General features: G+C 60.3%; 23 protein-coding genes. 12 read left to right on the forward strand and 11 right to left on the reverse strand.

Annotated features, from left to right (window positions below; translation table 11 throughout):
- Nucleotides 1-52: 52 nt before the first annotated feature.
- Entirely contained in the window at nt 53-1,102 is a 1,050-nt protein-coding gene (gene hemH, locus ACP15L_RS10965) for a ferrochelatase (RefSeq protein WP_425084176.1), read from the reverse strand.
- A 56-nt stretch (nt 1,103-1,158) separates the two neighbouring features.
- Nucleotides 1,159-1,989 (reverse strand): class I SAM-dependent methyltransferase, encoded by an 831-nt coding sequence (locus ACP15L_RS10970; RefSeq protein WP_425084177.1) that lies wholly within the window; start codon nt 1,987-1,989, stop codon nt 1,159-1,161.
- Between ACP15L_RS10970 and ACP15L_RS10975 the strand changes: the two genes are divergently transcribed.
- From ACP15L_RS10975 to ACP15L_RS10990, 4 genes are read left to right on the forward strand one after another with little or no spacing between them, the layout of a single operon-like run.
- Complete coding sequence (locus ACP15L_RS10975) at nt 1,970-2,734, forward strand: double zinc ribbon domain-containing protein (protein ID WP_425084178.1); 765 nt, start codon at nt 1,970-1,972, stop codon at nt 2,732-2,734. The genes ACP15L_RS10970 and ACP15L_RS10975 overlap by 20 nt on opposite strands.
- Before the next feature lie 38 nt (nt 2,735-2,772).
- Entirely contained in the window at nt 2,773-3,030 is a 258-nt protein-coding gene (grxC, locus tag ACP15L_RS10980) for a glutaredoxin 3 (RefSeq protein WP_425084179.1), read from the forward strand.
- Nucleotides 3,030-3,860, forward strand: coding sequence for a carbon-nitrogen hydrolase family protein (locus ACP15L_RS10985; protein ID WP_425084180.1), 831 nt, complete (start codon nt 3,030-3,032; stop codon nt 3,858-3,860). The genes grxC and ACP15L_RS10985 overlap by 1 nt, the downstream gene beginning before the upstream one ends.
- 14 nt (nt 3,861-3,874) lie before the next feature.
- Nucleotides 3,875-4,315, forward strand: a complete 441-nt coding sequence (locus ACP15L_RS10990) for a MarR family winged helix-turn-helix transcriptional regulator (RefSeq protein ID WP_170379967.1) — start codon at nt 3,875-3,877, stop codon at nt 4,313-4,315.
- 397 nt (nt 4,316-4,712) lie between these two features.
- Here the strand turns inward: ACP15L_RS10990 and ubiG are convergent, their stop codons facing one another.
- A complete protein-coding gene (gene ubiG / locus ACP15L_RS10995) occupies nt 4,713-5,459 on the reverse strand; it encodes a bifunctional 2-polyprenyl-6-hydroxyphenol methylase/3-demethylubiquinol 3-O-methyltransferase UbiG (RefSeq protein WP_425084181.1) in 747 nt (248 codons plus the stop codon).
- Between the two features lie 49 nt (nt 5,460-5,508).
- Here ubiG and pip point away from each other — a divergent pair, with 49 nt between their 5' ends.
- From pip to ACP15L_RS11030, 7 genes are all read left to right on the forward strand, one after another.
- Nucleotides 5,509-6,486: a prolyl aminopeptidase gene (pip, locus tag ACP15L_RS11000; protein WP_170470976.1), complete on the forward strand. Its 978-nt coding sequence runs from the start codon at nt 5,509-5,511 to the stop codon at nt 6,484-6,486.
- A complete protein-coding gene (locus ACP15L_RS11005) occupies nt 6,483-7,301 on the forward strand; it encodes an ABC transporter substrate-binding protein (RefSeq protein ID WP_425084182.1) in 819 nt (272 codons plus the stop codon). The genes pip and ACP15L_RS11005 overlap by 4 nt, the downstream gene beginning before the upstream one ends.
- 160 nt (nt 7,302-7,461) lie before the next feature.
- Complete coding sequence (rimP, locus tag ACP15L_RS11010; protein WP_170379971.1) at nt 7,462-8,052, forward strand: ribosome maturation factor RimP; 591 nt, start codon at nt 7,462-7,464, stop codon at nt 8,050-8,052.
- Complete coding sequence (gene nusA, locus ACP15L_RS11015) at nt 8,052-9,662, forward strand: transcription termination factor NusA (RefSeq protein WP_170463030.1); 1,611 nt, start codon at nt 8,052-8,054, stop codon at nt 9,660-9,662. The genes rimP and nusA overlap by 1 nt, the downstream gene beginning before the upstream one ends.
- A 23-nt stretch (nt 9,663-9,685) precedes the next feature.
- A complete protein-coding gene (locus ACP15L_RS11020; protein WP_425084209.1) occupies nt 9,686-10,309 on the forward strand; it encodes an RNA-binding protein in 624 nt (207 codons plus the stop codon).
- 8 nt (nt 10,310-10,317) lie between these two features.
- A complete protein-coding gene (infB, locus tag ACP15L_RS11025) occupies nt 10,318-12,792 on the forward strand; it encodes a translation initiation factor IF-2 (protein ID WP_425084183.1) in 2,475 nt (824 codons plus the stop codon).
- 217 nt (nt 12,793-13,009) lie between these two features.
- A complete protein-coding gene (locus tag ACP15L_RS11030) occupies nt 13,010-13,774 on the forward strand; it encodes a caspase family protein (protein ID WP_425084184.1) in 765 nt (254 codons plus the stop codon).
- Between the two features lie 28 nt (nt 13,775-13,802).
- Here ACP15L_RS11030 and ACP15L_RS11035 read toward each other — a convergent pair whose 3' ends face one another.
- From ACP15L_RS11035 to ACP15L_RS11060, 6 genes are all read right to left on the reverse strand, one after another.
- A complete protein-coding gene (locus ACP15L_RS11035; RefSeq protein WP_425084185.1) occupies nt 13,803-14,642 on the reverse strand; it encodes an alpha/beta hydrolase in 840 nt (279 codons plus the stop codon).
- On the reverse strand, nt 14,642-15,517 hold the full coding sequence (locus ACP15L_RS11040) for a tryptophan 2,3-dioxygenase (protein WP_425084186.1): 876 nt from the start codon (nt 15,515-15,517) through the stop codon (nt 14,642-14,644). The genes ACP15L_RS11035 and ACP15L_RS11040 overlap by 1 nt, the downstream gene beginning before the upstream one ends.
- A 64-nt stretch (nt 15,518-15,581) precedes the next feature.
- The gene (gene tdh / locus ACP15L_RS11045; protein ID WP_170667979.1) at nt 15,582-16,610 is read right to left on the reverse strand and encodes an L-threonine 3-dehydrogenase; all 1,029 of its coding nucleotides are present in this window, start codon (nt 16,608-16,610) and stop codon (nt 15,582-15,584) included.
- Between the two features lie 19 nt (nt 16,611-16,629).
- On the reverse strand, nt 16,630-17,580 hold the full coding sequence (locus ACP15L_RS11050) for a PLP-dependent cysteine synthase family protein (RefSeq protein ID WP_425084187.1): 951 nt from the start codon (nt 17,578-17,580) through the stop codon (nt 16,630-16,632).
- Nucleotides 17,577-18,764, reverse strand: coding sequence for a glycine C-acetyltransferase (locus ACP15L_RS11055; protein WP_425084188.1), 1,188 nt, complete (start codon nt 18,762-18,764; stop codon nt 17,577-17,579). The genes ACP15L_RS11050 and ACP15L_RS11055 overlap by 4 nt, the downstream gene beginning before the upstream one ends.
- A 100-nt stretch (nt 18,765-18,864) precedes the next feature.
- Nucleotides 18,865-19,428 carry an XRE family transcriptional regulator gene (locus ACP15L_RS11060; protein ID WP_170689395.1) on the reverse strand — a complete coding sequence of 188 codons (564 nt, stop codon included), beginning with the start codon at nt 19,426-19,428 and terminating at the stop codon, nt 18,865-18,867.
- 118 nt (nt 19,429-19,546) lie between these two features.
- On the opposite strand from ACP15L_RS11060, the gene ACP15L_RS11065 reads away from it, so the two are divergent.
- The gene (locus tag ACP15L_RS11065; RefSeq protein WP_425084189.1) at nt 19,547-20,722 is read left to right on the forward strand and encodes an acetyl-CoA C-acyltransferase family protein; all 1,176 of its coding nucleotides are present in this window, start codon (nt 19,547-19,549) and stop codon (nt 20,720-20,722) included.
- A 97-nt stretch (nt 20,723-20,819) separates the two neighbouring features.
- On the opposite strand, the gene ubiB is transcribed toward ACP15L_RS11065, so the two are convergent.
- Nucleotides 20,820-22,349: a 2-polyprenylphenol 6-hydroxylase gene (ubiB, locus tag ACP15L_RS11070; protein ID WP_425084190.1), complete on the reverse strand. Its 1,530-nt coding sequence runs from the start codon at nt 22,347-22,349 to the stop codon at nt 20,820-20,822.
- Nucleotides 22,350-23,102, reverse strand: coding sequence for a bifunctional demethylmenaquinone methyltransferase/2-methoxy-6-polyprenyl-1,4-benzoquinol methylase UbiE (gene ubiE, locus ACP15L_RS11075; protein ID WP_425084191.1), 753 nt, complete (start codon nt 23,100-23,102; stop codon nt 22,350-22,352).
- Between the last annotated feature and the right edge of the window lie 69 nt (nt 23,103-23,171).

Here is a 23,171-nt window from a genome sequence, read left to right on the forward strand (position 1 = left end):
AAGGCGGTGGAGCATTCCACCGCCTTTTTTCATATCTAGCTATCGGGGTTTGTTAGTCCAGCCAGCCGTTCAGGTTGTCTTCGATGATCTTGCCCAGAGCAGCGATATGCGACTCATCGTCATTGAGGCAGGGGATATAGGTGAAGTGTTCACCGCCGGCCTCTTCAAAGCTTTCCTTGATCTCTTCGTTGATCTCTTCCAGCGTCTCGATGCAATCGGCCGAGAACGCCGGCGCAATCACCGCGATGTTCTTTTTGCCCTGTTTCGCCAGATCGGCCACGTGATCGACCGTATAGGGCTTCAACCATTCTTCGGGGCCAAAGCGCGACTGGAAGGTTGAAACCAGCTGATCGTCCGACCAGCCGAGCCGCTCTTTCAGCAATCGTGAGGTCTTGACGCATTGGCAATGATAGGGATCGCCCTGTTGCAGATAACGTTCAGGCATCCCGTGGTAGGAGCAAACCAGAACATCAGGCTTGGTCTCCATCTTCGCATAAGCGCGTTCGACGGATTGGGCCAACGCCTCAATATAGGTGGGTTCGTCGTAATAGGCGGGTACCGTACGGCTGGCAGGTTGCCACGGTTCCTCCATCAGGCAACGGAAGAACTGGTCGTTGGCGGTTGCCGTCGTGGCCCCGGCATAGTGCGGGTAGAGCGGGAAGAACAGGATGCGGTCACAGCCTTCCGCCACCATATTTCGGACCTTGGATTTGGTCGACGGATTGCCGTAGCGCATGCAGAAATCGACCATCACCTGATCGCCATAGCGGGCCTGCATCGCATCGCGCAGCTTGGCGGTCTGGTCCTTGGTGATCGTCATCAGCGGGCTTTCACCCTTGTCGTGATTCCAGATCGACTTGTAAGCCTCACCCGAGCTGAAGGGACGCTTGGTCAGGATGATCGCCTGCAGAATCGGCTGCCATTTCCACGCCGGATAGTCGATCACGCGGCGGTCCGAGAGGAACTCGTTCAGATAGCGGCGCATTGGCCAATAGCTGTAGTGATCGGGCGTGCCCAAATTGGCCAACAGGATGCCCACGCGCCCCATTTTAACCTTGGGGTGGTCGGCTGGTGCATGCACGGGGCGTGTGGCGTCAAACATTTGGGTCTTCCTGCATTTTCTAGGTCTGGCCTGAGATAAGGGGAAATATCCGGTCGTCAATCGGACAGTTTGCCCTCGCTGGTACCAAGGGCTTCGGCAAGGCGCATCCGGGCGGATCCGGGGCGCAGCGGTTTGGGTTGGCTATCGTCGGGCGACCAGCCGGTCAGGCAAATCAGCTCGAACGTTGCGGGCAGGCGGCCTTGAGGCGTCGCGAAATGTTCTGCGTAGATGCTCTGCGCGCGTTCGAACACTTTGCGGCGGGTCGGGGTTTTCAATCGGTTGGTCAGCACGTTGGTCTCGGCCATCGCGCGCAGGTCCTGCATCAGATGGGTCAGGTCGCGATATTCTGCCGTCACAGGCACTGCATCCGCCACTGGCAGCGCCAACCCCGCGCGTTGCAGCAGAGCGCCTAAATCCCGCAGCTCTCCCATCGGAGCGATTCGGGGGCTGAGGCCGCCGGTCACCTCAATCTCGGCCTGCACGAGGGCGGCGCGCAGCTGGTGCAGGGTTTCTCCGCCCAGACAGACGGTCAGAAGCAGCCCGTCCGGGCGTAAGGCGCGGTGACATTGGATCAGCTGGCCGACCGGGTCATTGGCCCAATGCAGGGCCATCGCATGAACCACCAGATCATGCGCGCCGGGCGTAAGCTCCAGCGTTTCCTCATCCGCCACGCGTGTTGCGCCGTGCAGGGCATCCCGCCAGATATGCGCAAACGGGGTCACAATCGCGGGCGCCGTAAAGACTCTTTTAACCATGCTCAGCCGATCCTGCACCTCGTCCACAGCGGCGCGGTGCAGGAACAGGGCCTCATCCTTAACCCGCGCGCGGCGGTGGCGCAGGGTGGCTCGGTCGAACAGAGAGGGTGCATTGGACGCAGGCATTTTCATACCCCGCAGGTATCGCATTTGGCCCCGAGTTCAAACAGCGTTGCACCTGATCTATCCCCCGCGTTGCATGAGTTGCGGAGAGCTGACCGAATCCGACTTTGGCCTGTGTGCCACATGTTGGCGGGACACGCCGTTCATCGGAGGGACGGTCTGCGACAGTTGCGGCATGCCCGTCACCGGCGAAAGGGACGGTTTTCGGATCGACTGTGACGATTGCCGAAGAACGCCGCGTCCGTGGCAGGACGGGCGCGCGGCGTTGCTGTATAAAGGGCGGGCGAAATCCCTGATCCTGGCGTTGAAACATGGTGACCGGCCCGAACTGGCCAAACCCGCCGCGCGCTGGATGGCGCAAGCGGGCCGAGAGGTTCTGAAGCCCGACATGCTGATCGCTCCGGTTCCGCTGCACTGGTCCCGTCTGGTGAAACGGCGATACAACCAATCGGCGCTTCTGGCACAGCATCTGGGGCGCGAGACAGGGTTAGAGGTCTGCCCCGACCTTTTGGTGCGAACGGCGCGCACGCCGGTTCTGGACGGCAAAACAGCTGCCCAACGTACCGAGGCACTGGATGGGGTCATTGCGCCTCATCCCAAACGGCATCAGCGCATCAAAGGGCGCGATATCCTGTTGGTGGATGACGTGATGACTTCGGGTGCCACGCTGGCAGCCTGTACGCGGGCATGCCTTGCCGCGGGTGCAAATCATATTTTCGTGTTGGTGCTGGCGCGCGTTGCCAAGGATGCCTAATTCGCACAAGATCGTGTGAAACCCGAAGGGACGGATTTATGAAACCAGTTGAAATCTACACATCGCCTCTGTGCGGCTTCTGCCACGCGGCCAAACGCCTGCTGAAGCAAAAAGGGGTCGAGTTCAAGGAAATCGACGTGCTGATGCATCCCAAGCGCAAGCCCGAGATGATCAAACGTGCCGGCGGCAAACGCACCGTGCCGCAGATCTTCATCGGCCCCGATCACGTGGGCGGCTGTGATGATCTCTATGAGCTCGACCGTAAGGGCAAGCTGGACCGTCTTCTGGCGGCGTGATGAAGACCGCTCTGCTGCAAATCACCTCGTCGGACGATCCGGTTGCGAATCTGCAAATGGTGCGCGCCATGATGGCCGAGGCCGCCGAGCAGGGCGCGCAGTTCATCCTGACCCCCGAGGTCACAAATTGCGTGTCCAACAGTACCACGCGGCAGCGCGAGGTGTTGCAGCATGAGGAAGACGACACAACTCTGGCCGGTCTGCGTGCGCAGGCGGCCGAGTTGGGCGTTTGGCTGCTGATCGGATCATTGGGGATCAAGACCCATGATGCGGATGGCCGTTTTGCCAACCGGTGCTACATGATCGACCCCAAGGGGCAGATCGTGGCGCGCTATGACAAGATCCACATGTTCGATGTGCAGGTGACCGAAACGGAAACTTTCCGCGAATCGGCCAATTACCGCCCCGGCGATAAGGCCGTCATCGCCGAGACGGAGTTCGGCAAGGTCGGCCTGACCATCTGCTACGATATCCGCTTTCCGCATCTGCATGCCGCGCTGGCACAGGCCGGAGCGCGGATTTTGACGGTTCCGGCGGCGTTTTCGCCTGTCACAGGGGCAGCGCATTGGGAATCGCTGCTGCGCGCTCGCGCGATTGAGACCGGCTGCTGGGTTCTGGCCCCCGCGCAAACTGGCACGCATCCCAAAACGCGGGGCAAAACCCGCCACACCCACGGTCACAGCATGGTCGTCGCCCCTTGGGGAGAGGTTCTGATCGACGCAGGGACCGATCCGGGCATTCACTTTTTCGAATTGAATGATAGTTCTGTGTCCGAGGCGCGCCGTCGCGTGCCCTCTTTGACCCATGTGCGGGCTTTTGACGGCCCCTGAACCAGAACCGGACCATGACAGACGACACCAATGCCCTTGCGGTTACGCTTTTCAGCGAGATCCTGACCGCCGACCAGCTATTGCGCAACCGGCTGAGCCGGGTGCTGCCCAAGGGCATGGAAATCTCGCATTTCTCGGTGCTGAACCATCTGGCCTACGCCGGAGGAGAACGGACACCCGCGCAACTCGCCAGCACCTTCCACGTCACCCGAGGGGCGATGACCAACACCTTGGCCAAGCTGGAATGGGCCGGCTACATCCACATCCGCCCCGACTGGGACGACGCCCGCCGCAAGATGGTCGCCATCAGCCCCGCCGGCCGCCGCGCGCGCGATCAGGCGATTTCCTCGATTGCCCCGCTGATCAACCGAGTCGTTGGAGAGCTGGGGTTGGAGCGCGTCCGCAGCACGCTGCCCGTGTTGAGGGATTTGCGGTTGCAGTTGGAGGGGGAGTAGCGGTGAGAAATGCTACTCTGCACCAGAATTGGGCTCTTTAGAACGCGAGGCGATCTTGCTTTAGTCCTCAGAATCATAGCTTTCGCGAATAGGGCAACCACTAATTCTCAGCTGAGAATAGACGCCAAAATTCCGCCACAGTAATTCGCATGCTAGGCACATCACCATAAACACTGGTTTCACCAGCGTGATGATAAGAAGCGCCAATACAAGTTCTGATATTGGTATTGAAACTCCGGTGATCTCTTCAATCGCAAGCATCAACACGCTAATCGCGATGAGCGAAGAAGATATGCAAGCTAAGCCCAAAACGCTTCCGGCAAACGGATTTCGATCATAGAGCGGAAGGAACCACCCAATTGTCCAGTTGCTGATTGTTTTGAAATTTGTGCTGAATCTACCCCGGCTTCACACTCGCCGTCACATAATTCACGCTCAAGTCGCGGTCCGAGATCGACCAGCTCCAGAGGATTGGATTGAACACGAAGCCCTTGCGGTCCACCGGCTCCAGCCCGGCTTGGCGCAGCAGGTCGAACAGCTCATCGGGGGTTATGAACTTGTTCCACTCATGTGTGCCGCGGGGCAGCCAGCGCATGACGACCTCGGCCCCGAAGATGGCCATCGCATAGGATTTCGGGTTGCGGTTGATGGTCGAGCAAATCTCGAGCCCGCCGAGTTTCAGCAATTGTTGCGTGGCGGTCAGGTAGCTAAGCGGGTCGGCGACATGTTCAACCACTTCCATGTTCAGCACCACGTCGAACTGCTCGCCTGCGGCTGCCATGTCCTCGGCGGTGGTGTGGCGATAATCGATCTCAAGCCCCGATTGCTCGGCATGGATGCGGGCGACGGGCAGGTTGCCCGCAGCAGCGTCGGCCCCCACGACCTCGGCCCCAAGGCGGGCCATGGGTTCGCTCAGCAGCCCTCCACCGCAGCCGATATCCAGAAGGCGAAGGCCTTCGAACGGCATAGGCGCGGTTAGGTCGCGGTCAAACTCACCCGCAATTTGCTGCGTGATATAGTCCAGACGGCACGGATTCAGCATGTGCAGAGGTTTGAATTTCCCATGCGGGTCCCACCATTCCGCTGCCATCGCCTCGAATTTAGCGATCTCGGATGGGTCGACCGTGTTCGGATGCGCTTGCATTCCTGTCTCCGTGTGCTCTTTTACGTCTTAAGGACTATATAGGGCCATAATGGACAAGTACCCGGACCAAAAGCGCGCAGTACAATATCTCTACCCGCCGATCGATCCATTTGATCAGCGGTTGGTCAGTGTGGGCGATGGGCACCAGATTTATATGGAGCAAAGCGGCAATCCCGATGGGGTGCCGGTGGTTGTGCTGCATGGAGGGCCGGGCGGTGGCTGCAGCCCTGCGATGCGGCGGTACTTTGATCCGCGCGTGTTCCGAGTGATTCTGTTCGATCAGCGCGGATGCGGGAAATCGCGGCCTCATGCCTCGGTCGAGGATAACACGACGTGGCATCTGGTCGAGGATATTGAGCGGCTGCGGTCGCTGCTGGATATCGACGAATGGACCGTGTTTGGTGGCAGCTGGGGCGCGACTCTGGCGTTGATTTATGCGCAGGCGCATCCGGATCGCGTTAGCCGTCTGGTTCTGCGCGGCGTATTTCTTGCGACGCAGGCCGAGCTGGATTGGTTCTACGGCGGCGGCGCGGGCAAGTTCTGGCCCGAGCAGTGGGCAAAATTCACCGCCCTGCTGTCCGAGGAAGAGCTGTCGGATACGATTGCGGCCTACAACAAACGCCTATTTTCGGGCGACCGGGCGACCGAAGTTCTGTACGGGCGCGCTTGGTCAGCGTGGGAGAACGCCCTAGCGTCGATCCATTCCAACGGATCGACCGGTGAAAGCCCCGGTGAATATGCGCGGGCCTTTGCGCGGCTTGAGAATCACTATTTCACCAACAATGCCTTTCTGCAGAAGGATGGGCAGATTCTGGATCAGATGGATCGCATCGCGCATATCCCCGGACATATCGTGCAGGGGCGCTACGACATGATCTGCCCGCCTCAGGCGGCGTGGTCTTTGGCCGAGCGCTGGCCCAATGCCGAACTGAAGATGGTTCGCCATGCAGGCCACGCCCTCTCGGAACCCGGAATAAGTGCCGAGCTGGTTCGCATCATGGACCGCGTGGCCGAGGGGGTCGCATGACCCGGATGGACCGTCGTGCCCTGTTTGCATCGGGCGCCGCCGCAGCGCTGCTGGCGGCCACGGGCGCGTCTTTGGCCGATACTCCGAAGAAAGGTGGCGCGCTGCGGCTGGCAGTTCCGCGCGATGACAGTTTGGAGCAGTTGGCCCGTGGGGCCGTCTTCGACACCCTGACCGAGATCGCGCCGGATGGCACGTTGCGCGGAGAGTTGGCGACAGGGTGGCAGACCGAAGACAACGCGCGCATCTGGCGGTTTGATCTGCGCCAAGACGTCTCGTTCCACGATGGATCGGCGCTGCACGCTGATGATGTTGTGGCCGTGCTGGCTGATCTTGGTCAGGCCGAAGCCCTGGCTGCTGATCACGTGCGGCTGGAACTGGCCGAGGCCAATCCCGGTCTTCCCTTCCTGCTGGCCGATAGCCGCTTTGTCGTAACCCGCGATGGGCAGGCGGTGACGCCTTTGCACGAGGCCAACGGGACCGGATGCTACCGGGTCGAGCGGGCCGAGGATGGGCGCCATTTCCTGGGCTGCAAAGTCGCGGGTCATTACAAGGACGGTCAGGCCGGTTGGGCCGATACAGTGGAAATCATCGTGATCCCTGATGCGCGCGTCCGTGCCGAAGCCTTACGCGACGGGTATGTGGACATTGCCGCCCTGCCCGAAAGAGGCGAACTGAAATCCCAGCGGGCGCTGCGCTACTACCCAAGCGAATCGGATATGGCACTGGCGGTGGCGGCTCAGGTCGGGATGCCGAGGCAGATCGGCAAAGCGACGCTGGATGATGGCCGTATCGCCGAACGGTGGTGGTTGGCGTAAAACCGATCACGAATCGCGCCGGGGGTTGCAGACTCGGGAACTCCTGCGTATATGCAGTTGCAACAGCGGCGCGTTGGACTTCTGGTCCAAGGCTCCACCGGAAAATTCGACGGGCCGCGCGCCCGTTTTTTTGTGCCCGATCGATAGGGTAGAGAACCTGATGACAAACGACCTGATAGCCAAAGCGGCCATTGACCGGCGACTGGCCGAGATCATCACCCCCGTGATCGAGGATCTGGGGTATGAACTCGTCCGCGTCCGTTTGATGAGCGGCAAGCAAACCACGCTGCAGATCATGGCTGACAAGCCCGATGGCGGTATCGAAGTGGATGACTGCGCCGAGATTTCCAACGCGGTCAGCGCCACGCTGGATGTCGAGGACCCTATCCTCGACGCCTATACCTTGGAGGTCTCGAGCCCCGGTATCGACCGCCCTCTGACCCGTCTCAAGGACTTTGAAAATTTTGAAGGGTATGAGGCCAAGATCGAAACTGCCGAGCTGATCGACGGTCGCCGCCGCTTCAAGGGTGAATTGGCCGGGATCGAAGGGGATGAGGTTCTGATCAACATCCCCGAGGGGTCTGAGACGATCACCATCGGTCTGCAATTCGACTGGCTGAGCGACGCCAAGCTGGTCCTGACCGACGACCTGATCAAGGAAATGCTGCGCCAGCGCAAAGACGCGGGTGCCCTGAACGAAAACGCTTTCGACGAGATTGAGACCGAAGGGTCCGAAGAGGAGACGAACTGATGGCAATCACCTCAGCCAACCAGCTGGAGCTGCTGCAGACCGCCGAGGCCGTGGCCCGCGAAAAGATGATCGACCCCGGTCTGGTTGTCGAAGCGATGGAGGAGTCGCTCGCCCGTGCGGCCAAGAGCCGTTATGGCGCGGAAATGGACATTCGTGTCTCCATCGACCGCAAGACCGGCAAGGCGACCTTTACCCGCGTCCGCACCGTGGTCGAGGAAGAGGAACTGGAAAACTACCAGGCCGAGATGACCGTCGAGCAGGCGCGTCAGTACATGGAATCGCCCGAGGTTGGCGACGTCTTCGTGGAAGAAGTGCCGCCGGTTGAAATGGGCCGTATTGCTGCGCAATCCGCCAAGCAGGTGATCCTGCAGAAGGTCCGCGAGGCCGAGCGTGATCGTCAGTACGAAGAATTTAAGGATCGTGCTGGCACCATCATCAACGGTGCGGTCAAGCGCGAGGAATTCGGCAATGTCATCGTCGATCTGGGCGGTGCCGAGGCCGTTCTGCGCCGCAATGACAAGATCGGTCGCGAAAGCTATCGCCCGAATGACCGCGTGCGCGCTTACATCAAAGAGGTTCGCCGCGAAGTGCGTGGCCACCAGATCTTCCTGTCGCGCACCGCGCCGGAATTCATGGCCGAGCTGTTCAAAATGGAAGTGCCGGAAATCTATGACGGCATCATCGAGGTCAAGGCCGTAGCCCGTGACCCCGGCTCGCGCGCCAAGATTGCCGTGATCTCGTATGACGGCTCGATTGACCCCGTCGGCGCTTGCGTTGGTATGCGCGGCAGCCGCGTGCAGGCCGTGGTAAACGAGCTGCAGGGAGAGAAAATCGACATCATCCCGTGGAACGAAGATCAGCCGACTTTCCTTGTCAACGCTCTGCAGCCCGCCGAAGTTTCAAAGGTGGTTCTGGACGAAGAAGCCGGCAAGATCGAAGTGGTTGTCCCTGAAGAGCAGCTTTCGCTTGCAATCGGTCGTCGTGGTCAGAATGTGCGTCTGGCCAGCCAGCTGACCAACCTGGACATCGACATCATGACCGAAGCCGAGGAATCGGCGCGTCGTCAGAAAGAATTCGAAGCCCGCACCCAGCTGTTCATGGACAGCTTGGATTTGGACGAGTTCTTTGCCCAGTTGCTGGTTTCCGAAGGCTTCACCAACCTCGAAGAGGTTGCCTATGTTGAGCTGGACGAACTGCTTGTCATCGACGGCGTTGACGAAGGCACCGCGCAGGAACTGCAGGCCCGTGCCCGCGATTTCCTTGAGGCGCAGGCCAAGGCCGCATTGGATGCCGCGCGCGCTCTGGGCGCCGAGGACAGCCTTATTGAATTCGAAGGCCTCACACCCCAGATGGTAGAAGCGCTGGCCAAGGATGATGTGAAGACGCTCGAAGACTTCGCAACCTGTGCCGACTGGGAACTGGCCGGTGGCTGGACCACGGTTGATGGCGAGCGTATCAAAGATGACGGTGTGCTCGAGCCGTTCGGCGTAACGCTGGAAGAGGCGCAGGATCTGGTTATGACGGCTCGTATCATGTTGGGCTGGGTTGATCCGGCTGAGCTAGAGCAGGCAGAAGAAGACGTCGAAGCCGAAGAGGAGGCCGAGGCCTGATCTCAGGGCCTCGGGTGGCTGAGATGGGTCGCGGTGGCGTCCATAAGGATCGGTCCGACGGACCTGAGCGTAAGTGCATCGCCACGGGCGAGGTTCAGCCCAAATACGGGTTGATCCGCTTTGTGACGGGGCCGGATGGTCAGGTCTATCCCGATGTCGCGGCGAAATTGCCGGGGCGTGGGGTCTATGTGGCGGCAGATCGCGCAGCCTTGGACAAGGCGGTCAGCAAAAAGCTGTTCTCGCGCGGGTTCAAGGCTCAGGTCTCGGCCCAAGCGGACCTGGCCGATGAGGTCGAAAAACAAGTCGCGCGTCGTGTGGTTGAGCTTCTCAGCCTGGCGCGCAAGTCCGGCGATGCGGTCGCCGGATACGAAAAGGTCAAGACGTGGCTGGACCGGGAAGAGGCTCAGGTACTGATTCAGGCCAGCGATGGATCGGGGCGCGGCAAGTCGAAACTCAGCACGCCGCACTTCGGAAAATACATCGGATGGCTCACTGCGGACGAGTTAGGGGCGGCATTTGGGCGCCAAACCGTGATTCATGCGGCGCTGGCCTCTGGCGGACTCGCCAAACGTGTTGTAGAGGAAGCGCAGCGCCTGCGTGGCTTGCGCGAAACGGATGACGGCGGCAGGGGCCGCGCGGAAGGGTAAGAAGCTTTATGAGCGATAATGACGGCAAAAAGACATTGGGTCTTCGTGGCGGGGCACGCCCCGGAAATGTGAAACAGAGTTTCAGCCACGGACGCACCAAGAATGTCGTGGTGGAAACCAAACGCAAACGCGTGGTGGTCCCCAAGCCGGGTGCCGGAAAGCCGGGTGGCGGAGCAACGCCCTCGGGTGATCCGTCGCGCCGTCCTGCCGGGATCTCCGACGCGGAAATGGCCCGCCGGATGAAGGCATTGCAAGCCGCCAAAGCGCGCGAGGTCGAAGAGGCCGCCGCCCGTGAGGCAGCTGAAAAGGCGCGTGAAGAAGAACGCGCCCGTCGCCGCGCGGAACAAGAGGCCAAGGAACGCGAACAGCGTGAGGCCGAAGAGAAAGCCCGTGTCAAGGCCGAAGAAGAAGAGCGTAAGCGCCAAGAGGCGGAGGAAGCTGCCAAACGCGCGGCTGCCGCCCCGGCCCCGGAAGAGCCCAAAGCGACACGTAGCCCGGTCAGCAAGCCTGCGCCCGCGGCTGCACCGCGCAAGCAGGATCGTGAGCGTGAACAGCGCGGTCGTGGCAAAGGCCGCGACGACAACCGCCGCTCAGGCAAGCTGACACTGGGTCAGGCCACCGGTGGCGAAGGCAACCGCCAACGCTCGATGGCCGCGATGAAGCGCAAGCAAGAGCGTGCGCGCCAGAAAGCCATGGGCGGTTCGGTCGAACGCGAAAAGGTCATTCGTGACGTTCAGCTGCCCGAGGCCATCATGGTTTCGGAACTGGCCAACCGTATGGCCGAGCGTGTGGCTGATGTTGTCAAATCGCTGATGCAGATGGGCATGATGGTTACTCAGAACCAGACCATCGACGCTGACACTGCGGAACTGATCATCGAAGAGTTTGGCCACAAGGTCACTCGTGTCTCCGATTCGGATGTTGAAGACGTCATCAAAGAGGTTGAAGACAGCGAAGACGATCTGCAGCCGCGTCCGCCGGTCATCACCATCATGGGTCACGTTGACCACGGTAAGACTTCGCTGCTGGATGCTATCCGCGACGCGCGCGTTGTGGCAGGTGAGGCCGGTGGCATCACCCAGCACATCGGCGCCTATCAGGTGAAAACCGATGGCGGCACAACGCTGACCTTCCTGGATACCCCGGGCCACGCGGCGTTTACTTCGATGCGTTCGCGCGGTGCTCAGGTCACGGATATCGTGGTTCTGGTTGTTGCGGCTGACGACGCCGTGATGCCGCAGACCATCGAGGCGATCAACCACGCCAAAGCGGCCGGAGTGCCGATGATCGTGGCGATCAACAAGGTCGACAAGCCCGATGCAAACCCGGACAAGGTGCGGACCGATCTGCTGCAGCATGAAGTGATCGTCGAGAAAATGTCGGGTGATGTTCAGGACGTTGAAGTCTCTGCTATCACCGGTCAGGGTCTGGACGAACTGCTGGAAGCCATCGCGCTGCAGGCCGAAATTCTGGAGCTGAAAGCCAACCCCGACCGCGCCGCCCAAGGCGCCGTGATCGAGGCGCAGCTGGATGTGGGCCGTGGTCCCGTAGCCACCGTTCTGGTTCAGAACGGCACGCTGCGCCAAGGCGATATCTTCGTCGTGGGTGAGCAATACGGTAAGGTCCGTGCGTTGATCAACGACAAGGGCGACCGCGTCAAGGAAGCCGGCCCCTCGGTTCCGGTCGAGGTTCTGGGGCTCAACGGTACGCCCGAAGCGGGCGACGTTCTGAACGTGACCGAGACCGAAGCGCAGGCGCGTGAGATTGCTGCCTATCGCGAGCAAGCCGCCAAGGACAAACGTGCCGCCGCCGGTGCCGCGACCACCCTTGAGCAGCTGATGCAGAAGGCCAAGGAAGACGAAAACGTCACCGAGCTGCCGATTCTGATGAAAGCAGACGTACAAGGTTCGGCCGAAGCCATCGTTCAGGCGATGGAAAAGATCGGCAACGACGAAGTGCGCGTGCGCGTGCTGCATTCGGGCGTGGGTGCGATCACCGAAACGGATGTCGGTTTGGCCGAAGCCTCAGGTGCGCCGATCTTTGGGTTCAACGTCCGTGCCAACGCATCGGCGCGGAACACCGCGAACCAGAAGGGTGTCGAGATCCGCTATTACTCGGTGATCTATGACCTCGTGGATGATGTGAAAGCGGCCGCATCTGGCCTGCTGAGCGCCGAAATCCGCGAGAAGTTCATCGGTTACGCCGAGATCCGCGAAGTCTTCAAGGTTACCGGCGTCGGCAAGGTTGCGGGCTGTCTGGTCACCGAAGGCGTTGCCCGCCGCTCCGCAGGCGTCCGTCTGCTGCGCGACAACGTGGTAATCCACGAAGGCACGCTGAAGACGCTGAAGCGCTTCAAGGACGAAGTGGCCGAGGTTCAGTCGGGTCAGGAATGCGGTATGGCGTTCGAGAACTACGACGATATCCGCGCAGGCGACGTGATCGAAATCTTTGAGCGCGAAGAAGTCACCCGCACGCTGGATTAATCCGGTTACGCAAATAAGTTTGAAAGCAGCGGCTCAACTTGGGCCGCTGTTTTTTTGGCACATCGCGATCTACCTCTATTTTTTGGTTCAACGTGTTCCTCGTTACATTCAAGCTCTGCAGGGGGCTGTAACAAGTTCGTATATGGACTTTCGAGGCCCGGTCTTGATTTACTGTTGGTCGCGATTGAACGGACCTCGACAGGATTTGGAGATAGATTTGACGCGTATTTTTACAGCACTCTGCTTCGTCATCACCCTGATTGCCGGGCCCGCATTGGCGCATGAGCGGTTCGCCCTCGTGATCGGGAATGCTGGGTACACAAGTGTCCCCGCCCTCGACAACCCTGTGAACGACGCGCGCTTGATGAGCGAAGAGCTGCGCGACGCGGGATTTGCGGTCACGACACTGACGGATGCAAGCCGCGCAGAGATGGAGCAGGAGGTTGAAGCTTTTGCCAGCACCGTGCGCGCAGCGGGGTCCGAGGCTTTGGCGGTGTTCTATTTTGCCGGGCACGGCGTGCGCAGTGATGAGTTCAACTACCTTCTTCCACTGGGCGTGAACATTCAGTCCGAGGCCGATATTGCAGACCAGGCTGTTCCGGCCGAGTGGGTTCTGGATCGCATTCACACGCCTCAGGCCGTGAGTGTCATGATTCTGGACGCGTGCCGCGACAATCCATTTGGCAGAGAAACGGACGGTGCACTGGATGTCGGCGACGGGCTTGCGCGTATGACGGCCCGCACCAACAACCTGATCGCATATGCCACCGGACCCGGCGACGTCGCATTGGACGGGACTGGGACCAACAGCCCTTACACAGCAGCCATTGCGCGCGCGATCGGGACCCGAGGTCTAACACTAGAGCAGATGTTTGATCAGGTGCGCACGGAAGTGATTGGCGAAACGGACGGAGTGCAATCCCCTTGGGCGCGGTCATCCCTGAACATACGGATTGGCATCAAGGACCTGAGTTTGAATTGACAGGTGCCAGCCCCGTGCATCGCGAAGGCTAGGGCGTTGCCGACTGCTTTGAAGCTGTGAACGTCCCGGGATGCATGATGATGTCGAAATGCTGCATCCCCTTTTTCAGATCGAAGCTGACGGAATGCCCGGCCTTGCGTAGGTGTTCGGCGTAGTCGCGGCTTTGGCGGATGAATTCCGGCGTGTCCCTTTCGGCCACGGTCACGTGGTAGCGCGGTCCGGGGCGGGGCACGTGACGGATGGGGGACAGGTCGTTGACCTCAACCGGGGTCAGTTGCAGCGGATCATTGACCGAGGTCAGGCTGATCGGCTCCAGATCGTAAACCCCGCTGATCAGGATCACATCGCGCACCCGCAACCCGGCGCGGGCCAGAGCGTTTGCAGACTGCGCCATGACCATGCTGGCCAGTTGCGCCCCGGCGCTGTGCCCTGACAAGGTGATCCTGCTGGGGTCAAACCCCAGCGACTCAGCCTGCGTCGCCAACCAGAGCAGTGCATCGCGGCACTCGTCGATCATGTCCGCGATGCGGGCATCAGGGGCCAGCCTATAGTTCAGCGTCGCAAAAGCCTGACCCGCTTCAATCAGCGCCGGCGCCATCATGGCGGACTCGCGCTGGCTAAGGGCCTGCCAATAGCCGCCATGGATAAACACATGCAGCGGCGCGCCTGTCTCGGCCGCCGGGAAGAAATCCAGAACCTGTGCGGGACCTGCACCATAGGTCAGATTTTCCTGAACCGTCAGACTCGCCCTCGCCTGCGCGCTGAGGGCGCTATAGCTGGCAAGGTAAGGCGTCAGATCACCGCCGATCATAGATCTCGGCGAATATTCCTGTTCCAGTTCAGCCTGTGAAAACCCGCGATACAGCATCAGTCCCCCGCATAGATCAGTTCTGTGCGCATATCATACAAATCGTGGAAGAAGCGCAATTCCAATGCTTTGCGTAAGAAGCCGACGCCGCTGGAGCCTCCTGTTCCCGGCTGCATCCCGATAACACGTTCAACGGCGGTCGCGTGATCGAACCGCCACCGTTGGAACAGGCATTCCACATCCATCAGCTTTTCGGCCAGCGCATAAAGCTCCCAGTGTTTTTCGGTCTCGCGAAATACCTGAACCCAGATTTTGACCACCCGAGGATCGCCGGAGTAGGGCTGCGCATAGTCCCTCTCCAGCAAGTCCTGCGGCACGTCGAAGCCCTGGCGGGACAGCATGTGCAGCACCTCGTCATAGAGCGACGGCTTGGTAAGTGCTGCGTTCAGCATCTCCATGACTTCGGGATCATGGGCGTGGACCTTCAGGGTCGAGGGGTCCTTGTTGCCCAGAATGAACTCGATCTGGCGGTAGCCATAGCTTTGGAACCCGGAGGAACTGCCCAAAGCGTTGCGGAAGGTCATGTAGTCGGCGGGCGTCATGGTCAGCAGCGTTTCCCATGCCGCGATCAGCTGATGTTGGATGGCTTTGATGCGGTCGAGGTTTTTCATCGCCGGACCAAACGCGTCGTGCTGCAGGAAGCGGCGTACCTCGACCAGTTGATGGTGCATCAGTTTCAGCCACAGCTCGCTGACCTGATGGATGATGATGAACAACATCTCGTCGGGCTGGGCTGGGTCCTGAAACGTCTTCTGCAGGTTCAGCAGCGTCTTGAGTTGCAGAAAATCGCCATAGCTTTTGCGATGGGTTTCGGTGAAATCGGTGACCAGCGAGTCTTCGATCCCGCGTTCCAGATACCTGTCAGTGTCGCTCATTTGCTCCTCCAAACGCCTGAGGTTCCCCGATGTGTAAGGGGTCAGCCCGCGCAGCGCCAGAGGGTCAGGTCCAGTCGAGAACCACCTTGCCGGATTGACCAGATTTCATGGCGGCAAACCCTTCGGCAAAATCGTCGACCTTCATCTGGTGGGTGATCACACGGCTGACATCCAGACCGTTTTGCAGCATGGCGATCATCTTGTACCAGGTCTCGAACATCTCACGCCCGTAGACGCCCTTGATGGTGATGGCCTTGAACACGATGCGGGACCAATCGACCGGGGATTTGCCGGGCGGAATACCCAGCAGAGCGATCTTGCCACCCATCACCAGCGCCTCGACCATTTGGTCCAGCGCGATTTGCGAGCCGGACATTTCCAGCCCCACATCGAAACCTTCCTTCAATCCTAGCTCGGCGATGACATCCTGCAGGTCCTCATTGGAGACGTCGACTGTGCGGACCGTTGGCACCACGTGTTCGGCCAGTTTCAGGCGGTCAGGGTTGATGTCGGTAATGACCACATTGCGCGCGCCTGCGTGGCGGGCGACGGCAGCGGCCATGATGCCAATCGGTCCAGCGCCAGTGATCAGAACATCCTCGCCCAGCAGATCAAAACTGAGGGCGGTGTGAACGGCGTTTCCCAGCGGGTCGAGAATGGCTCCGATTTCGTCAGGCACGTCGTCGGGCAGGGGGACGACATTGAAGGCTGGCAGTTTCAGGTATTGCGCAAACGCGCCTTGTTCGTTGACGCCTATGCCGCGCGTGCCCGGGTCGAGGTGGAACTTGCCCGCGCGGCTCTGACGGCTGTCCGTTCCGATCAGATGGCCCTCGCCCGAGCAACGCTGCCCGATCTCAAGCCCGGTTACATTGCGGCCGATCTCAACGATCTCACCCGCGAACTCATGGCCGGTGATCATTGGAACGGGAACCGTGGCAGCCGCCCAGTCGTCCCAGTTCCAGATATGAATGTCGGTCCCGCAGATGCCGGTCTTGTTGATCCGGATCAGCACCTCATCCGGGCCGATCTCGGGCACCGGGGCCTGTACCATCCACAGGCCTTCCTTGGGTTCGGATTTTTCCAGTGCTTTCATTGTGTTGGGACGCATTGCACTACTCCCATAAATCGGTGGACAGGTATTTCAGGCCACTGTCGCAAATGACGATCGCGACGCAGCCGCCACGCTCCGGGCCGCGCAGCAGCTCGATCGCACCAGCAAGGTTCGCGCCGGCTGAGTATCCGGCAAAGATCCCTTCGCTGCGTGCGAGCAGCCGGGCGCAGTCTCGGGCCGTGTTGCCAGATACCGAAAGGTGCCCGGCGAGGGGGACGCCGTTCATATGGGTCAGGTCAGCCATGGCATAGCCGCCGCCCTGTATCGGATGGTCGGGCGTGTCGACGACTTCACCAGCCATGGCCCGTGCGCCCTCGGGTTCGATGGCGTAACACCGCACGCCATGCGGCGCGAAGAATGCCGCTGCTCCGGCCAAGGTGCCGCCTGAACCGGCGAAATCACAGAAGGCCGTGACCGCACCGCCAGACTGCTCCCAGATTTCCGGCCCGGTCCCTGTTGAATGGGCTATTGGGTTACCCAAATGACCGAACTGATCCGCGCGAAACGCGCCGCGTTCTGCTGTGACTTTCTGCGCCGCCTCATCTACCAGCGCCAGATCAGCGCCCGAAACCTCACCCGGTTTGCTGCCAGGGGCCTGAGGCACGATGATCACCTCAGCCCCCAGCGCCCGCATCATGCGCGCGCGCTCGACCGAGTTTCCGGCGCTCATCACTGCGACAAAGGGATGGCCCATGATCCCGCAGACAATCGCCAGACCGGTTCCCATATTGCCCGAGGTCAGCTCGACCACAGTTTGGCCCTGTGTAAGCGTTCCGTCGGTGCGGGCCATTTCGATGATGGATTTGGCCGCGCGGTCTTTTTTCGAGAAGCCAGGCAACAGATAATCCAGCTTGGCCAGAATGCGACCGTCCAGCTGAACCTGCTGGCAGATGCGCGACAAGTCCACCAAAGGGGTATCGCTGATGGCGTCGATGACAGAGGCAAAGGTCATTTGATGACTCCAAGCTCTTTGCCGACTTTCTCAAAAGCGGCAAGCGCCTGGTCAAGCTCCTGCCGTGTCAGTGCGGCGTTCATCTGGGTTCTGATCCGGGCCTGCCCGCGCGGAACTACAGGGAAGAAAAAGCCCGATACATAGACACCTTCATCAAACAATCGAGCCGCCATGCCCTGCGCTAATGTCGCATCGCCCAGCATGACGGGAATGATCGGGTGTTCACCGGGCAAAAGGTCAAACCCCAGCTTCTCCAACCCCGCCCGCCAGTATTTGGCATTGCCGAACAACTGCGCGCGCAGCATGTCGCCTTGTTGGACCAGACGGATGGCCTCAATCCCGGCGGCGACGATGGATGGCGGCAGCGAGTTCGAGAACAGATAGGGCCGCGCCCGCTGCCGCAGCAGGTCGATCACTGGCTGCGGCCCGGCGATATAACCGCCGATTGCCCCCCCAAGTGCTTTTCCCAAGGTTCCCGTCAGGATGTCGACATCGACACCGAAATGATCCGGCGTGCCCGCGCCGTTCGGTCCCATAAACCCGGTAGCGTGGCAATCATCGACCATGACGATGGCGTCGTATTTATCGGCCAGCTCACGGATTTTCGGCAGGTTGGCGAGGTAACCATCCATTGAAAACACGCCATCAGTCGCGATCATGATATGCCGCGCCCCGTCCTCGCGCGCTTGCTTGAGCCAGGCCTCAAGATCGTTCATATCGTTGTTCAGATAGCGATAGCGCTTGGCCTTGCACAACCGAACCCCGTCGATGATCGAGGCGTGGTTCAGACTGTCCGAGATAATGGCGTCCTCGGGGCCGAGAAGGGGTTCGAACAGCCCCCCGTTCGCGTCGAAACAGGCGGCGAACAGGATCGAGTCATCCTTGTTCAGGAACTCGGCCAGCTTCTGTTCCAACTCGCGGTGAATGTCTTGCGTGCCGCAGATAAACCGGACCGAGGCCATGCCGAACCCTTTGGGGCCCATCGCTGTTGTGGCTGCGTCGATCAGCGCGGGATGATCGGCAAGACCAAGGTAGTTGTTGGCGCACAGGTTGATGACCTGCTTGTCGCCCACTTTGATTTCGCCGCCCTGAGGCGATGTAATCATGCGTTCGCGTTTATACAGACCTTCGGATTCGATCTGCGCGAGGGTGTCCGTGATATGGGACAGGAATGCATCTGCCATGGCGACCTCCGTTCATCTGAGTCGGGTGTCTAACATAACGGATGCAATTCCCAAATAGGAGAATTACACTATACGGGAAAAATATCCGTGAAGACGGAATTTAAGCGTTTTTGACTATCAGAAAGACCCGCGCGGGGCCTTTCGAAGCAATGGAATGGGTCACATCAGCTGCATATCGGGCGGTGTCGCCCTGTTGCATCTCAGATATCGCAGTGCCCGAGGTGACGCGCACCGCGCCTTCCAGAACCGTCAACTGTTCACGTGTGCCGCGGGCATGCGGCTGGCTGTTCAGTGTGCCGTCGTGGTCAAAGCGGATGTCGTAGACCTCATGCCCTCCGGCCTCTTCCGGGGGCGACAGGATACGGATGCGGCAGTTCTGTCCCATATTGTCGATGCTGGGCACCTCGGCCTGGCGCAGAACCTCGATCTGGTCCGAGGTTTTGGTCTCTTCCAGCAGCCCTGCGAAATCCACCTGCAGGGCCCGCGTCAGGTTCCACAGGGTCGAGATGGTCGGGCTGCTTTCGCCCCGTTCGATCTGACTGACCATTGATCGAGACACGCCGCTGAGATTGGCAACAGCTTCCAGCGACAGACCCTTGGCGCGGCGTGCCTCCTTCAGGCGGGCGGGCAGAAGGGTCAGGATATCGTCTGTGTTTTCCGTCATGACGGAATCTGATGCGCTTTTCCCGATGGGTTGTCAATTCTGCTTGTGACGGTACGTCGTATAGGACAACGCGCCAACTGGGCGTAATAGTGCCGCCAAATCCAAGAGGAGAAGAGACATGAAAGATATCGTCATTCTGGATGGGGCCCGTACGGCTGTTGGAACGTTTGGGGGTGCTCTGGCCTCGACCGCACCGATTGATCTGGCGACCGTTGTAACCGAAGCCGCGATGGAGAAATCGGGCGTCGAAGGCGGCCAGATTGGCAATGTTGTGTTTGGCCATGTGATCAACACCGAACCGCGCGACATGTATCTGTCGCGTGCGGCGGCCAAACAGGCAGGTATCCCGGTCGAAACCCCCGCGATGAACGTGAACCGTCTGTGTGGATCGGGGGCGCAGGCGATTGTGTCGGCGGTACAGTCGCTGATGCTGGGCGATGCCGACTTTGCTGTGGCTGGTGGGGCCGAGAGCATGTCGCGCAGCCCCTACATCCTGCAGCAGGCGCGCTGGGGTGCCAAGATGGGCGATATCAAATCGCTGGACATGATGTTGGGTGCGCTGAACTGCCCCTTTGGTACCGGCCATATGGGTGTGACAGCTGAGAACGTCGCTGATGAACATCAGGTCACACGCGAGCAGATGGATGAGTTTGCTCTAACCAGCCAGACCCGCGCCGCTGCGGCCATTGAGGCCGGATATTTCCAAAGCCAGATCACGCCGGTTCAGGTCAAGGTCAAGCGCGACATGGTTGATTTCATGGTCGACGAGCATCCCAAGGCGACCTCGATTGAGGCGCTGGCGGGTCTGCGTCCGGCGTTCCAGAAGGATGGCCGGGTGACCGCGGGCAACGCCTCTGGCATCAATGATGGCGCGGCAGCGATGGTTCTGGCCACGGCAGGCGCGGCCGAGAAGGCTGGTCTGAAGCCGAAAGCGCGTATTCTGGGTTACGGCCACGCCGGTGTCCGCCCCGAGGTGATGGGCATTGGTCCGGTGCCTGCGGTTCAGAACCTGCTGGCCAAGACCGGCCTGATGGTGGAAGACTTCGACGTGATCGAAAGCAACGAAGCCTTTGCTTCGCAGGCTCTGGCCGTGAATAAAGAGTTGGGTCTGGATGCCGCGAAGGTAAACCCGAACGGTGGTGCGATTGCGTTGGGTCACCCGGTGGGTGCGACAGGTGCGATCATCACGCTGAAGGCGTTGTATGAGTTGGAGCGGACTGGAGGCTCCAAAGGTCTGATCACCATGTGTATCGGCGGTGGTCAGGGTATTGCGATTGCCATAGAGCGGCTCTGACCTCGAGTTGGGCAGGGGGGCTGTCTGCCCCCCATCGCGCCTTGAGCGCAATTCCCCCCGAGGATATTTTCAGCCAGATAAAGCAGGCGGATTGTGCCTAGCTGAGTGCTGTTAGCAGCAGGACCAGAGCAGCGCCTACCACGGCTCCGAGCGCGGCGGGAAGGGTTTTGGACCACAGGCGGGAGTTGTTCTGATCGTCTTTTTGGGTTTGAGCGATCAGGGCGTCTTCCACCAGCGCGGGCAGGCGCGGGCCGAACCGGGCCAGAACTAAAGCGGTTTTGCCAAAGTCCCGGAGCGCTGCGCGGGGGCCGATGGATTTCTTGATGTAATCCTCGACGACCGGACGGGCGACCTCCCATATATTGATATGTGGATCGAGTGAGCGCGCGACGCCTTCGACCACAACCATGGTGCGTTGCAGCAGGATCAGCTCGGTTCGGGTTTCCATGCCGAAGCGTTCGGTGACTTCGAAGAGGTAGTTCAGCAGGCGGCCCATCGAGATATGGGTGGCGTCCATGCCGAAGATGGGCTCGCCCACGGCGCGCAGGGCGCGGGCGAATTCGTCGACATCTTGATTGGCGGGGACGTATCCGGCCTCGAAGTGCACCTCGGCCACGCGTTTGTAGTCGCGGCGGATGAAGCCAAACAGAATCTCGGCATAGACCCGGCGGGTGTATTCGTCGATATGGCCCATGATGCCGTAGTCATAGGCGATGATATCGCTGTTGGCGGCGACCTTCAGGTTGCCCTGGTGCATGTCAGCGTGGAAGTAGCCATCGCGCAGGGCGTGCAGCAGGAACAGGCGTAGGACACGCTCAGCCAGATCGCGGCGGTTATGGCCCGCGGCGTCCAGAGCGTCGTTGTCGCCAAGCGGGATGCCATCCGCCCAGCTGAGCGTCATAACCCGGCGCGCGGACAGAGACCACACGACCGGAGGCAACCAGAACCCGGCATCATCCTTGGTGTTGGCGGCGTATTCCGAGGCTGCCGAGCTTTCCAGACGCAAGTCCAGCTCACCCCGTACCACGCCATCGAAGTGTTCGATCACTTCCATTGGACGGAGGCGGCGCGCGCCAGGGGCGCAGAGCTGTACCATGCGGGCGGCGAAATAGAACGCGTCGACATCCTTGCGGAAGGCGCGTTCGATGCCCGGACGCAAGACTTTGACGGCGACGTCTTCGCCTGTGGTCGCCAGCTTGGCCTTGTGAACCTGAGCGATCGAGGCCGCAGCGATCGGTTCGCTGAATTCGCTGAACATGTCCGAGATCGGTTGCCCCAGCTCTTTCTCGACCTCAGTCATGGCCTCGGCCTTCGGGAAAGGCGGCAGCTTGTCCTGCAATACGCGCAGTTGCTCGGCCAGTTCGTTGCCAACCACGTCGGGTCGGGTCGACAGGACCTGTCCGAATTTGATGTACGCCGGACCCAGCGCCGTCAGGGCGCGTGTGGCAGGGGGCATCTCGGGGTCGCCCTTGTACCCAAGCCATTGAAAAGGTTTGCCAAGCGCGTGGGCGACAAAGCGGACCGCGCGGGGGGCTTCGAACGCGTCCAGCACGACACCCATGGCGCCCGTGCGCTCTAGCGTGGCGCCTGTGCGGATCAGGCGTATGATGTTGTGAGGGCCGCGCATTTAGATTTTCCAGCCGGAATGCAACGCGGCGATTCCCATGCTCAGGTTGCGGTATTTGGCGTTTTCGAAACCGGCGCTGCGGACCATACCTAGGAATGTCTCCTGATCGGGGAACTTGCGGATCGATTCCACGAGGTACTGGTAGCTGTCGTAGTCATTGGCGATCAGCTTGCCCATGCGCGGGATGACGTTGAAGCTGTAGAGATCATAGAGCTTTTGCAGACCGTCATTGGGCAACTGGCTGAACTCCAGCACCATCAGGCGGCCGCCGGGTTTCAACACGCGGTAGGCCTCGTTCAGCGCCTCTTGCGGGCGAGTGACGTTCCGAATGCCGAAGGAGATCGTGTAGACGTCGAAGGTGTTGTCCTCGAACGGTAGGGACATCGCATCGCCGACGACCCAGTTCAGGCTCTCCGACATTTGGTCGGCCTCAGCCCGTTGGCGGCCCTCGACCAGCATCGGCTCGGTCAGGTCCAGAACGGTGGCGTGGCCATAGCCCGCGCGTTTGAGGAAGCGGAACGAGATGTCTCCTGTGCCGCCAGCAACGTCCAGCAGGCGCTGACCGGGGCGCGGGGCAAGCCAGTCCATCATTGCGTCTTTCCAGACCCGGTGGATGCCCATCGACATGACATCATTCATCACGTCGTATTTCGAGGCCACCGAGTTGAAAACGCCCTGTACGCGCCCGGCCTTGTCAGCCTCGCGCACGGTTTCGAACCCGAAATGAGTCGTCTTGTCGCTGTTGTCGGACATTTGCCTTGCCGTTTGTCGAATTTCGCCTCTGTTATAGGGCCATCAGAGGCGGGCACAATGCGGCCCTTT

Origin of the sequence: Ruegeria profundi (assembly GCF_049800715.1) — a bacterium.
GTDB classification, from domain to species: domain Bacteria; phylum Pseudomonadota; class Alphaproteobacteria; order Rhodobacterales; family Rhodobacteraceae; genus Ruegeria; species Ruegeria profundi_A.

Coding starts and splice junctions, on each gene's coding strand:
- hemH (WP_425084176.1), bottom strand. CDS start 1,102: ATGTTTGACGCCACACGCCCCGTGCATGCACCAGCCGACCACCCCAAG.
- ACP15L_RS10970 (WP_425084177.1), bottom strand. CDS start 1,989: ATGAAAATGCCTGCGTCCAATGCACCCTCTCTGTTCGACCGAGCCACC.
- grxC (WP_425084179.1), top strand. CDS start 2,773: ATGAAACCAGTTGAAATCTACACATCGCCTCTGTGCGGCTTCTGCCAC.
- ACP15L_RS10985 (WP_425084180.1), top strand. CDS start 3,030: ATGAAGACCGCTCTGCTGCAAATCACCTCGTCGGACGATCCGGTTGCG.
- ACP15L_RS10990 (WP_170379967.1), top strand. CDS start 3,875: ATGACAGACGACACCAATGCCCTTGCGGTTACGCTTTTCAGCGAGATC.
- ubiG (WP_425084181.1), bottom strand. CDS start 5,459: ATGCAAGCGCATCCGAACACGGTCGACCCATCCGAGATCGCTAAATTC.
- pip (WP_170470976.1), top strand. CDS start 5,509: ATGGACAAGTACCCGGACCAAAAGCGCGCAGTACAATATCTCTACCCG.
- ACP15L_RS11005 (WP_425084182.1), top strand. CDS start 6,483: ATGACCCGGATGGACCGTCGTGCCCTGTTTGCATCGGGCGCCGCCGCA.
- rimP (WP_170379971.1), top strand. CDS start 7,462: ATGACAAACGACCTGATAGCCAAAGCGGCCATTGACCGGCGACTGGCC.
- nusA (WP_170463030.1), top strand. CDS start 8,052: ATGGCAATCACCTCAGCCAACCAGCTGGAGCTGCTGCAGACCGCCGAG.
- ACP15L_RS11020 (WP_425084209.1), top strand. CDS start 9,686: ATGGGTCGCGGTGGCGTCCATAAGGATCGGTCCGACGGACCTGAGCGT.
- infB (WP_425084183.1), top strand. CDS start 10,318: ATGAGCGATAATGACGGCAAAAAGACATTGGGTCTTCGTGGCGGGGCA.
- ACP15L_RS11035 (WP_425084185.1), bottom strand. CDS start 14,642: ATGCTGTATCGCGGGTTTTCACAGGCTGAACTGGAACAGGAATATTCG.
- ACP15L_RS11040 (WP_425084186.1), bottom strand. CDS start 15,517: ATGAGCGACACTGACAGGTATCTGGAACGCGGGATCGAAGACTCGCTG.
- tdh (WP_170667979.1), bottom strand. CDS start 16,610: ATGAAAGCACTGGAAAAATCCGAACCCAAGGAAGGCCTGTGGATGGTA.
- ACP15L_RS11050 (WP_425084187.1), bottom strand. CDS start 17,580: ATGACCTTTGCCTCTGTCATCGACGCCATCAGCGATACCCCTTTGGTG.
- ACP15L_RS11055 (WP_425084188.1), bottom strand. CDS start 18,764: ATGGCAGATGCATTCCTGTCCCATATCACGGACACCCTCGCGCAGATC.
- ACP15L_RS11060 (WP_170689395.1), bottom strand. CDS start 19,428: ATGACGGAAAACACAGACGATATCCTGACCCTTCTGCCCGCCCGCCTG.
- ACP15L_RS11065 (WP_425084189.1), top strand. CDS start 19,547: ATGAAAGATATCGTCATTCTGGATGGGGCCCGTACGGCTGTTGGAACG.
- ubiB (WP_425084190.1), bottom strand. CDS start 22,349: ATGCGCGGCCCTCACAACATCATACGCCTGATCCGCACAGGCGCCACG.
- ubiE (WP_425084191.1), bottom strand. CDS start 23,102: ATGTCCGACAACAGCGACAAGACGACTCATTTCGGGTTCGAAACCGTG.